This is a genomic window from Alteromonas sp. PRIM-21 (genome assembly GCF_027563165.1).
In the GTDB taxonomy this organism is placed as follows: domain Bacteria; phylum Pseudomonadota; class Gammaproteobacteria; order Enterobacterales; family Alteromonadaceae; genus Alteromonas; species Alteromonas macleodii_A.
Genome location: NZ_JADOEK010000003.1, coordinates 281,090 through 292,433 on the forward strand (window position 1 = coordinate 281,090; position 11,344 = coordinate 292,433).

9 protein-coding genes are annotated in these 11,344 nt (G+C 45.2%); all 9 read right to left on the bottom strand.

Translation table 11 applies throughout. The features are described 5' to 3' along the window. Positions 1-23: 23 nt before the first annotated feature. Positions 24-932: a sialate O-acetylesterase gene (locus IW644_RS07805; protein ID WP_269917138.1), complete on the bottom strand. Its 909-nt coding sequence runs from the start codon at positions 930-932 to the stop codon at positions 24-26. 185 nt (positions 933-1,117) lie between these two features. Then, positions 1,118-1,990 (bottom strand): succinate--CoA ligase subunit alpha, encoded by an 873-nt coding sequence (gene sucD, locus IW644_RS07810; RefSeq protein ID WP_025255209.1) that lies wholly within the window; start codon positions 1,988-1,990, stop codon positions 1,118-1,120. Beyond that, entirely contained in the window at positions 1,990-3,156 is a 1,167-nt protein-coding gene (sucC, locus tag IW644_RS07815) for an ADP-forming succinate--CoA ligase subunit beta (protein ID WP_012518365.1), read from the bottom strand. Before sucC ends, sucD begins: the two co-directional genes overlap by 1 nt. Positions 3,157-3,309: 153 nt before the next feature. After that, positions 3,310-4,821 (bottom strand): 2-oxoglutarate dehydrogenase complex dihydrolipoyllysine-residue succinyltransferase, encoded by a 1,512-nt coding sequence (gene odhB / locus IW644_RS07820; protein WP_269917139.1) that lies wholly within the window; start codon positions 4,819-4,821, stop codon positions 3,310-3,312. Positions 4,822-4,830: 9 nt separating this feature from the next. Further along, a complete protein-coding gene (sucA, locus tag IW644_RS07825) occupies positions 4,831-7,650 on the bottom strand; it encodes a 2-oxoglutarate dehydrogenase E1 component (protein WP_269917140.1) in 2,820 nt (939 codons plus the stop codon). 176 nt (positions 7,651-7,826) lie between these two features. Further along, positions 7,827-8,537, bottom strand: a complete 711-nt coding sequence (locus IW644_RS07830; protein WP_012518362.1) for a succinate dehydrogenase iron-sulfur subunit — start codon at positions 8,535-8,537, stop codon at positions 7,827-7,829. A 14-nt stretch (positions 8,538-8,551) separates the two neighbouring features. Continuing rightward, positions 8,552-10,324: a succinate dehydrogenase flavoprotein subunit gene (gene sdhA, locus IW644_RS07835; RefSeq protein ID WP_269917141.1), complete on the bottom strand. Its 1,773-nt coding sequence runs from the start codon at positions 10,322-10,324 to the stop codon at positions 8,552-8,554. Position 10,325: 1 nt separating this feature from the next. Beyond that, positions 10,326-10,673 carry a succinate dehydrogenase, hydrophobic membrane anchor protein gene (gene sdhD / locus IW644_RS07840; protein ID WP_269917142.1) on the bottom strand — a complete coding sequence of 116 codons (348 nt, stop codon included), beginning with the start codon at positions 10,671-10,673 and terminating at the stop codon, positions 10,326-10,328. Next, on the bottom strand, positions 10,667-11,041 hold the full coding sequence (gene sdhC / locus IW644_RS07845; RefSeq protein WP_071814724.1) for a succinate dehydrogenase, cytochrome b556 subunit: 375 nt from the start codon (positions 11,039-11,041) through the stop codon (positions 10,667-10,669). The genes sdhD and sdhC overlap by 7 nt, the downstream gene beginning before the upstream one ends. Positions 11,042-11,344 lie beyond the last annotated feature (303 nt).

An 11,344-nucleotide genomic window follows, 5' to 3' on the forward strand; every position in this document is an offset into this window, starting at 1 on the left:
AGCTAATAACGGCCCACTAATGTTTATTCAACGCCGAATCCACACTTCTCTGCGGCTTGCTTATAAGCTGACGCAAAGTCTTTCCCCATTTGTATAAAACTTTCACTGGTATAGTGCCAAGGGTCATCGCCATATGAGTATGTGTCAGAGTTAGACATGTAAGTAGCGCAATTGTCTGACTCAACAAAAAGCTGCTGCGCTAAATGCACCCTTTCTATGTAAGACATAATATCTTCTTCGCCCATTTCGGAATCGGTAATTTTGCCAATAACAACAGGTAAATCATCAGTTCGTAACGCGGCACGGAATAACTCCATTAAAGAAGTAAGATTATTTAGATATGCATTGGCCGATGCTTCGCTTGCATGAGCATCTGCCTCGCCTTGCATCCAAATAACACCCATAGGTTTAAGTGTATCTGGTTCACCATCCCCGTCGATATCAATGAAGGAATAGGCATTGTTAATCGTTTCTAGAGCGAAGTCGTACTGGTTAAGTCCTTTGCCTTCATTAAAATTGGGGTACCAGTTGCTGTAACCCGTATTAAGCGCCAGTCCAGTGCCGCCTACCGCATACTTTATAATGGCAATTTTTTTATTTGGATACTGCTGCTGTATGGCTTTTGCAAAGGTTAACTCTGCTCCGAATCGCTCAGAGAGCGCATTAGCTTTGCCATCTGATTTAAAGCCTGTACCGTGACCGGGCTTTAGCTTATCCCACTGACCTACACCGCCATTCTCTTGATTATCGAAGACGCCATTACCATGAAAAATCATGACATCTTGTTCTTTTGTTAGATTACGCGGTAAATCAGAAACGTACCCATAGCCGTCCATATTCGATTGGCCAGCCATGAAAAAGGTCAAATACTCATCGGCTACACTCGAGCAGGAAATCAGTGAAGCTAAACAGGCTATTGCGGTATTTTTCATAATACAGTTCTTCATATAGTTCTTCGCGTAATTTATTGACCCGTTAAGATTACTGGTAAACATAATCATAACAACGTGAATACGATTGCAAGCTTACGAAAACTCAAAAAGTAAATTAGGTTAAAATACTAAAAACAAAAAAGCCCGCTTAATGCGGGCTTTCAATTCGACTAATAAGCGTTAGCTTACCAACCTGTAGTTTCGCGTAGCGCTTTGCCGATTTCAGCAAGTGAGCGTACTGTTTTAACGCCTGCGTCTTCTAGTGCTTTAAATTTCTCATCAGCAGTACCTTTACCGCCTGCGATGATTGCACCAGCGTGACCCATACGCTTACCCGGAGGAGCAGTAACACCAGCAATGTAAGAAACAACTGGCTTAGTTACGTTCTCTTTAATGAACGCAGCCGCTTCTTCTTCTGCAGTACCACCGATCTCACCGATCATCACGATAGCTTCAGTTTGCGGATCGTCTTGGAACATCTGAAGGATGTCGATGAAGTTTGAACCAGGAATTGGGTCACCACCGATACCAACACAAGTAGACTGGCCGAAACCTTCGTCAGTAGTTTGCTTAACCGCTTCGTACGTAAGTGTACCAGAGCGAGAAACAATACCTACTTTACCAGGCTTGTGGATGTGACCAGGCATGATACCAATTTTACACTCTCCAGGAGTGATAACACCTGGGCAGTTTGGACCGATCATGCGAACGCCTTTTGCTTCTACGTATTCTTTAACGTAAAGCATATCTAGCGTTGGAATACCTTCAGTAATACATACGATTAGCTCGATACCCGCATCTGCAGCTTCAACAATTGAATCTTTACAGAATGGCGCTGGTACGTAGATAACTGTCGCAGTTGCGCCAGTTGCTTCTACCGCTTCGCGAACAGTATTAAATACTGGAAGACCTAGGTGCTCAGTGCCGCCTTTGCCTGGTGTTACACCACCAACCATTTGCGTACCGTAAGCAATTGCTTGCTCAGAGTGGAAAGTACCCTGACCGCCAGTGAAACCCTGACAAATTACTTTAGTATCTTTATTAATTAATACAGACATTATTTGCCCTCCGCTGCAGCAACTACTTTCTGCGCTGCATCAGTTAGCGATTCAGCAGCAATGATATCTAGACCAGAGTTCGCTAGAACTTCACGGCCAAGCTCTGCATTGGTACCTTCAAGACGTACAACTACTGGTACTTCTACGCCAACTTCTTTAACCGCACCGATAATACCTTCTGCAATCATGTCACAGCGTACGATACCACCGAAGATGTTAACCAATACCGCTTTAACATTGTCATCAGAAAGAATGATTTTAAATGCTTCAGCTACACGCTCTTTAGTCGCGCCGCCACCAACATCTAGGAAGTTAGCTGGCTTGCCACCGTGTAGGTTTACGATGTCCATTGTACCCATTGCAAGGCCAGCACCGTTAACCATACAACCTACGTTACCGTCTAGTGCAACATAGTTAAGTTCCCACTGAGCAGCGTGAGCTTCACGCGCGTCTTCTTGTGAAGGATCTTGCATGTCTTTAAGCTTAGGCTGACGATATAGTGCGTTACCATCGATACCAACTTTTGCGTCAAGGCAGTGTAGGTTACCGTCAGTTTTGATAACTAGCGGGTTAATCTCGATAAGTGCAACGTCAAGCTCTTCAAACATCTTAGCTAGGCCAAGGAAGATTTGAGTGAATTGCTTGATTTGAACGCCAGAAAGACCAAGAGCAAACGCCATTTCACGTGCTTGGTAAGGCTGAGGACCTACAATTGGGTCGATTTCAGCTTTAAGGATTTTCTCTGGAGTCTCTTCTGCAACAGTTTCAATCTCAACGCCACCTTCAGTAGATGCCATAAATACAACGCGACGGGTTGTACGGTCAACTACTGCACCAAGGTAAAGCTCGTTAGCGATATCGGTGCAAGATTCAACTAGGATTTTGCTCACAGGCTGACCATTTTCGTCAGTCTGGAAAGTCACCAAATTTTTGCCTAGCCAGTTTTCAGCGAAAGCGCGAATGTCGTCTTTGTTTTTAACTAGCTTTACACCGCCAGCTTTACCGCGACCGCCCGCGTGTACTTGACACTTAACTACCCACTCTTCACCGCCGATGCGGTCAGCGGCTTCTACAGCACCTTGAGCAGTGTCTGCTGCGTATCCTTCAGAAACAGGCAAGCCGTATTCTTTGAATAGCTGCTTACCTTGGTATTCATGCAAATTCATGGTGTTTCTATCCGATTTTTTTATGAGACAAAAGTCGCAAGTGCGACTTGATTAGTTTGACTGATATTATAGGGCAAATATCAGCGTTGCGTTAGGTGCTAAGCTAGCATACACAAGCCTAACACCTAACCACAATTCCGCGAGACGAAAGTCCTATACGTCTAGAAGTAGACGTGTTGGATCTTCAAGCATCTCTTTAACGGTTACCAAGAACCCTACTGATTCTTTACCATCGATAATACGGTGGTCATAAGAAAGCGCTAGGTACATCATTGGTAGAATTTCTACTTTACCATTAACAGCCATTGGGCGGTCTTGGATTTTATGCATACCAAGAATTGCACTTTGTGGCGGGTTAATGATTGGTGTAGACATTAGTGAACCAAACACACCACCGTTGGTAATTGTGAAGTTACCACCCTGTAGCTCAGCCAATGACAATTTACCGTCACGGCCTTTAAGTGCTAGTTCTTTAATTCCTTTTTCAACACCAGCCATGCCTAGTGTATCAGTATCTTTAAGTACTGGAGTCACAAGGCCGCGTGGTGTAGAAACAGCAATAGATACGTCGAAGTAGTTGTGATAAACAATGTCATCACCGTCGATAGACGCGTTAACTTCAGGGAAACGCTTAAGAGCTTCAGTTACCGCTTTAACGTAGAAAGACATAAAGCCAAGACGAATACCGTGACGTTTCTCGAAGCTTTCTTGATACTGTTTACGAAGGTCCATAATCGGCTTCATGTTTACTTCGTTAAACGTTGTAAGCATTGCCGTTGAGTTCTTCGCTTCAAGAAGGCGATTAGCGATCGTCTTACGAAGACGAGTCATAGGAACACGTTTCTCAGTACGGTTGCCTGTTGGCAGTTCTGCTGGTGCAGACTCGGCAGCAGGTGTAGCCTTAGCAGCGCTATCGCCGCCTTTAAGGTACTTTTCTACGTCTTCTTTTGTGATACGGCCATTTTTACCTGTGCCCTTCACTTTCGCTGCGTCTACGCCTTTTTCAGCAAGTAGACGGCGCACTGACGGGCTAAGCGCATCGCTGCTGTCTCCATCATCACTATCATCACTTTCGCTTGATGCTGGTGTAGAAGCACCGCTTGCAGCGCCTTCTACAAATTTAGCAATAACTTCTTCAGCTGTAACAGTCGCGCCTTCTTCTGCGACGATTTCAGCCAGTGATCCGTCTGCCGGAGCAACAACTTCAAGTACTACTTTGTCAGTTTCGATATCAACCAAGTTTTGGTCACGAGAAACAGATTCACCCACGGCTACATGCCATGTAGCGATAGTCGCGTCAGCGACTGATTCAGGAAGAACAGGTACTTTAACATCTGAAGTTTTACCAGATGCAGCCGGTGCTGATTCAGACTTAGACTCTTCTTTAGGTTCGCTGTTAGCTTTCGGCTCAGAAGAAGCAGCAGCGCCACCCTTCTCTAGTTTAGCAATCACTTGCTCGCCTAAAACTGTTGCACCCTCTTCGTTTAAGATCTCACCAATTGTACCGTCCGCTGGCGCCACAACTTCTAAAACTACTTTATCAGTTTCAATATCAACCAGGTTCTGGTCTCGTTTAACTGCGTCACCGGCCTTTACGTGCCAGGTTGCAATGGTGGCATCGGCAACTGACTCAGGTAGAACCGGAACTTTTATCTCAATTGTCATTACTGTTCCTTATTTAATTGTGAGTGCGTTTTCAACCAGGGCTTTCTGTTGCTGGTTGTGAACGGATACATAACCTACTGCAGGTGACGAGGATGCATCACGACCTGCATATGTTAATTTTGCACCATCTGGAATTGCTTGCCAGAAGTGGTGTTGGCTACAGTACCAAGCGCCTTGGTTTTGAGGCTCTTCTTGACACCAAACCCAATCTTTTACATGGCTGTATTGTGCCACAACTTTAGCGCATTCTTCTTGTGGGAATGGGTAAAGTTGCTCCAAACGAACGATTGCGACGTCTGTTTGCTCATTTTTACGGCGTTGGTCTAACAAATCGTAGTAAACCTTACCTGAACACATAACAACGCGCTTAACGTTCTTAGGATCGATATCGTCTATTTCACCAATTACGTTGTGGAATTTACCTTCTGCTAACTCCTCTAACGAAGATACGGCCATTGGATGACGTAATAATGACTTAGGCGACATCACGATAAGTGGCTTGCGCATTGGGCGCACCACTTGGCGACGAAGCATGTTGTATACCTGAGCTGGTGTTGAAGGTACACATACTTGCCAGTTGTGATCAGCACACATTTGCAAGAAACGCTCAAGGCGTGCAGAGCTGTGCTCTGGTCCCTGACCTTCATAACCATGTGGCAGTAAAACGGTTAGACCACACAAACGGCCCCACTTCGCTTCACCAGAGCTTAAGAATTGGTCAAAAACAACCTGCGCACCGTTAGCGAAGTCGCCGAACTGGGCTTCCCAAATAGTCAGACATGTAGGCTCTGCTGTCGCATAACCATACTCAAATGCCATTACTGCTTCTTCCGAAAGCACAGAGTCGTAAATTTCAATTTCACCCTGACCTTCGCGAATATGCTGTAGTGGCATGTACGTCGATGCGTCTTTTTGATTGTGCAATACCGCGTGACGGTGGAAGAAAGTACCACGGCCAGAATCTTGACCTGTAATACGAATGTCTTCACCGGCGTCTACGATAGTGGCATAAGCTAAGTTCTCTGCCATTCCCCAATCAAGCTTTTTCTCACCAGCTACCATAGCTTTGCGGTCTTGGTAAAGCTTGTTAACACGAGACTGAAGCTTGTGCTCTTCAGGAATGGTGGTAATTAATTCACCTAGCTCTTTAAGCTTTTCAACCGAAACTGCACCATCATATGGTGTATCCCAGTCGTGTCCTAAATACGGAGACCAGTCTACACTGTGCTCAGTCATTGGACGCCACTCTTCAACAACGCATGCACCGTGATCTAGCGCTTCGCGGTATTCTTCAAGATAGCGGTCGGCATCGCGTTGCTCAATCACGCCTTCAGCAATTAACTGGTCAGCATAGAGCACACGTGGAACTGGGTGCTTTTTAATTTTTTGGTACATCAACGGCTGCGTGGCATTTGGTTCATCCGCTTCGTTGTGACCATGACGACGGTAACAAACTAGGTCAATTACTACGTCTTTCTTAAACTTATTACGATATTCAAGCGCAAGCTGTGTAACAAAGGCAACCGCTTCTGGGTCATCAGAGTTCACGTGGAAAATTGGCGCCTGAACCATTTTAGCGATATCAGTACAATACTGAGTAGAGCGGGTATCTTCCGTTTTTGACGTAGTGAAACCAACTTGGTTGTTCACCACTATACGAACGGTACCACCTACTGCAAAGCCGCGCGTTTGCGACATGTTAAAGGTTTCTTGTACCACACCCTGACCGGCAATTGCTGAGTCGCCGTGAATAGTAATAGGAAGCACTGTGTTAGTGTCGTTATCGCGACGAGCAAGACGAGCGCGTACTGACCCCATTACTACGGGATTAACGATTTCTAAGTGAGACGGGTTAAATGCTAGCGCTAGGTGAACATTGCCACCTGGGGTTGCAAAATCAGAAGAGAAACCCGCGTGATATTTAACGTCACCCGCACCAAGAGAGTCATCATGCTTACCAGAGAATTCATCAAACAGAACTGAAGGGTTTTTACCCAACACATTGACCAGCACGTTCAAACGACCACGGTGAGCCATGCCGATAACCACTTCTTTGGTACCTGCTGTGCCTGCCTTGGTGATGAGACCTTTAAGCATAGGAATCAGAGCGTCACCACCCTCTAATGAGAAACGCTTCGCACCCGGGAATTTAGAGCCTAGGTATTTTTCCATACCATCTGCTGCGGTTAGCCCTTTAAGAATGCCTAATTTTTCATCGCGTGAGATTTCTGGTTTGGCCTGAACTGATTCAATCTTTTGCTGTAACCAACGCTTTTGCTCGGTATCGGTGATGTGCATGTATTCTGCACCGATAGAGCCACAGTATGTGCGATTAAGGGATTTAAACAGCTCACCTAGCGGCATAGACTCTTTACCAATGGCGTAAGAACCTACATTGAATACTGAATCAAAATCTTTCTCGGAAAGACTGTGGTGAGAAAGTTCTAGATCGCGCACACGCTCTTGTTTCCATAAACCAAGCGGGTCTAGGTTAGCGTGCTGATGACCGCGAAAGCGGAATGCGTTGATTAACTGAAGAACTTTAACTTGCCTATCGTCCGAAACATTTGCCGAAGGCACAGACGGGCTAGACATGCGGGCTGTGGGCCCTAACGCAGCAAGTTGCCTAAATTGATTTTTGATAGTTGTATGATTGGTTTCTAACTCTACGCCATCGACTTTGGGGAGGTTATCGAAGATTTGTCGCCAATTTTCAGAGACGCTTTGAGGGTCTTCTAAATAGGTTTCATACAACTCTTCAACATAGGCAGCGTTGGCACCTGCCATGTGCGAGGAATCCCACCACGCTTTCATCACGCTTTCTTGCATTTAATTTGCCTTGCTACGTTTTATAAAATCTAGTTAACAATCAATATGTATTATAAGGTTATTCTCAGCATAACCAAGTGTTATAACAGCTAATATATAAAAAAATAGCCATCCTTTTGGGATGGCTATTTAGAGCATCACTTTCTGTAACTAAAAGAAGTTATCAGAATATAGTACTAAACAGCCCGTTGTAAAAGCATAGACTTAATTTGGCCTATTGCTTTTGTTGGGTTCAAGCCTTTAGGGCATACACTCACACAGTTCATGATGCCGTGACAGCGGAATACGCTGAATGCGTCATCAAGGTCGTTAAGACGTTCTTCAGTTGCAGTATCGCGACTATCAATAAGGAAACGATATGCGTGAAGTAGACCCGCAGGACCAATGAACTTGTCTGGGTTCCACCAAAACGATGGGCATGACGTTGAACAACATGCACAAAGAATACACTCGTACAGTCCATCAAGTTTCGCGCGTTCTTCAGGCGACTGTAAGTGCTCGCGCGCTGGCGGCTGCTTGCTATCGTTGATTAAGAACGGCTTAATCTTTTCGTACTGTGTATAGAACTGTGTCATATCAACAACAAGGTCACGTACAACCGGTAGACCTGGAAGTGGACGAACTACTATTTTACCTTTGCCCAGCGCAGATAGAGGAGTAATACATGCTAGGCCATTTTTGCCGTTCATGTTTACACCGTCTGAACCACATACACCTTCACGGCACGAACGACGGAAAGAAAGCGTCGGATCCTGCTCTTTTAGTGCAAGTAGCGCATCTAGCACCATCATGTCTTGACCTTCCTCTACTTCTAGAGTGTAGTCTTGCATGCGAGGCTTCGCATCTACTTCAGGGTTGTAACGATAAATCGAAAAAGTTAATTGCATGATCGTTGCCTCTCTTAATATGAACGCACTTTAGGCGGGAATGCTTCCCTAAGCTTAGGCGCCATATTCACTTCACGTTTAAGCATTTTATCAGTGTTCGGATCGTAGATGCTGTGGCATAACCAGTTGTCATCATCACGTTCCGGGAAGTCGAAGCGGCTGTGAGCACCACGGCTTTCCGTTCTGAAGTTCGCTGCTACTGCTGTGCTGTACGCAGTTTCCATTAGGTTATCAAGCTCTAAACATTCAATACGTTGAGTGTTGAAGTCTGAACTCTTGTCGTCAAGGCGTGCATGCTTAAGGCGCTCGCGAATTTCGCTAAGTTCCTTAAGACCTTCCGCCATGGCTTCACCTTCACGGAATACTGAGAAGTTAAGCTGCATGCATTCTTGCAAGTCTTTCTTAATTTGAACAGGGTCTTCGCCCTTTCCTTTCTCTGAATTTTCCCAACGGTTGAAACGTGTCATTGAGGCTTCAAGATCAGACTCAGACGCGTCGCGTGTTGGTGCCATTTCAGATAATGTCTTACCAAGATGTAAGCCAGTCGCACGACCGAATACAACAAGGTCAAGTAGAGAGTTACCGCCAAGGCGGTTTGCGCCGTGTACCGATACACATGCAATTTCACCACATGCGAATAGACCGTTAACTACCTTATCATTACCGTTTTCATCAACAGTTAGACATTGGCCATCAACGTTGGTAGGAATACCACCCATCATATAGTGACAAGTAGGAATTACTGGGATCGGCTCTTTGACTGGGTCAACGTGTGCAAATGTACGCGATAATTCAAGAATACCTGGTAGACGAGATTCAAGAACGTCTTTACCAAGGTGGTCAAGCTTAAGCTTAATGTGAGTACCCCACGGGCCTTCACAACCGCGACCTTCACGAATTTCCGTCATCATTGAACGTGCAACAACGTCACGACCCGCTAGGTCTTTCGCGTTAGGTGCATAACGTTCCATGAAGCGTTCGCCGTCTTTATTTAGAAGGTAACCACCTTCACCACGACAACCTTCTGTAACCAATGTACCTGCGCCAGCAATACCCGTTGGGTGGAACTGCCACATTTCCATGTCCTGAACCGCTACACCTGCGCGTAGCGCCATACCAACACCGTCACCGGTATTGATGTGCGCGTTTGTCGTTGAAGCGTAGATACGACCCGCACCACCAGTCGCAAGAACAACTGCGCGCGACTTAAAGTAAACTACTTCGCCAGTTTCAATGTCGATTGCTGTACAACCTACAACGTCACCGTCTTGGTTTTTCACTAGATCTAGTGCGTACCACTCAGAGAATACTTTGGTTTTGTTCTTTACGTTTTGTTGATAAAGAAGGTGAAGTAGTGCGTGACCTGTACGGTCCGCCGCAGCTGCCGTACGAGCGCCCTGCTCGCCACCAAAGTTTTTTGACTGACCGCCAAATGGACGCTGGTAAATTTTACCATTCTCGAAGCGTGAGAAAGGTAGACCCATATTCTCCATTTCGATAATAGCTTCTGGACCAGTTTTACACATGTACTCGATGGCGTCTTGGTCACCAATATAATCTGACCCCTTTACGGTGTCATACATGTGCCATTCCCAGTTGTCTTCGTGTGAATTACCTAGTGCTACGGTAATACCACCCTGTGCAGACACAGTATGAGAACGGGTTGGAAATACTTTAGACAACAGTGCGCATGATTTACCAGATTCTGAAATCTGTAGTGCTGCGCGCATACCTGCACCGCCTGCACCAATTACAACTGCATCAAACTCGTGAACGGGTAAACTCATTTTACACTCCCCACAGTACGAATAGGCCAACAGCTACATAGCCGAACGCGATGATATTTAGAATATATTGTAGTCCTGCGCGCAGACCTGTTGCTTTAACATAGTCTGTTAGCACCTGCCATAGGCCGATGCGCACGTGGATCATCACTGCTACTAGAGCTGCCAATGTGAAAACTTTCATAGCTAGGCCAGAGAACAACCCTCGCCATTCAACAAATGTTAGGTTGTCGGTGGTTATAAAAAACCACGCCATGAAAACCGAGTACGCGAAAATAATTGCTGCTGTAGCGCGAAGTGAAACGTAATCTTGTACGCCGTCACGCTTAATGCTTGCTTGGTTGGTTACCATAATGCAACTCCCAATACTACGGTCAGTACAACCCAAAGTGCGATTACTGCTTTAGCACTTGTGTTGCCCGACTCTAATTCTTCCCAGTGACCTAAATCCATAACAACGTGTCTTAGGCCGCCTAGAATGTGATACGTCAGCGCTGAGGCTGTGCCAATTGCGACAAATTTTCCAAGGAAACCGTCCATGATTGCTTGAACGTTCGCGAAACCTTCAGGCGAATGAACAGAAACTGCCCATGCCCAAATAACAAAAAGAAGCGCGAAGAACATTGCAACACCGGTTACACGGTGGAGAATTGACGAAATAGCAGAGGGCGGAAATTTAATAGTATTGAGTTCTAAATTTACTGGTCTTTGCTTTTTCACAATGTATGCCTGTTTAATCCGTAGGGGATAATGAATTTCTTACCTTTATTATGTCCTGAGTAAGTGAATTCGATTTTTAACCTGTTAATTGCCTCATCCATTGAGTTGTTAACAATTTGTGAATTATTCTTTAATGCCTGTAACAGAATAAATATTCTGTTTCCGAAGCACCGCTGAGTATATCCAGCGTAGTATATAATTACAATTTTTTGTGCCGTAGTAAGACTTTAGTCGCTATACGCACTTTTGTGATAATTATTTTGCTAAAAAAGAGATCAAAATTGAGCGCAACACGTTATAACG

Coding starts and splice junctions, on each gene's coding strand:
- IW644_RS07805 (WP_269917138.1), bottom strand. CDS start 932: ATGAAAAATACCGCAATAGCCTGTTTAGCTTCACTGATTTCCTGCTCG.
- sucD (WP_025255209.1), bottom strand. CDS start 1,990: ATGTCTGTATTAATTAATAAAGATACTAAAGTAATTTGTCAGGGTTTC.
- sucC (WP_012518365.1), bottom strand. CDS start 3,156: ATGAATTTGCATGAATACCAAGGTAAGCAGCTATTCAAAGAATACGGC.
- odhB (WP_269917139.1), bottom strand. CDS start 4,821: ATGACAATTGAGATAAAAGTTCCGGTTCTACCTGAGTCAGTTGCCGAT.
- sucA (WP_269917140.1), bottom strand. CDS start 7,650: ATGCAAGAAAGCGTGATGAAAGCGTGGTGGGATTCCTCGCACATGGCA.
- IW644_RS07830 (WP_012518362.1), bottom strand. CDS start 8,537: ATGCAATTAACTTTTTCGATTTATCGTTACAACCCTGAAGTAGATGCG.
- sdhA (WP_269917141.1), bottom strand. CDS start 10,324: ATGAGTTTACCCGTTCACGAGTTTGATGCAGTTGTAATTGGTGCAGGC.
- sdhD (WP_269917142.1), bottom strand. CDS start 10,673: ATGGTAACCAACCAAGCAAGCATTAAGCGTGACGGCGTACAAGATTAC.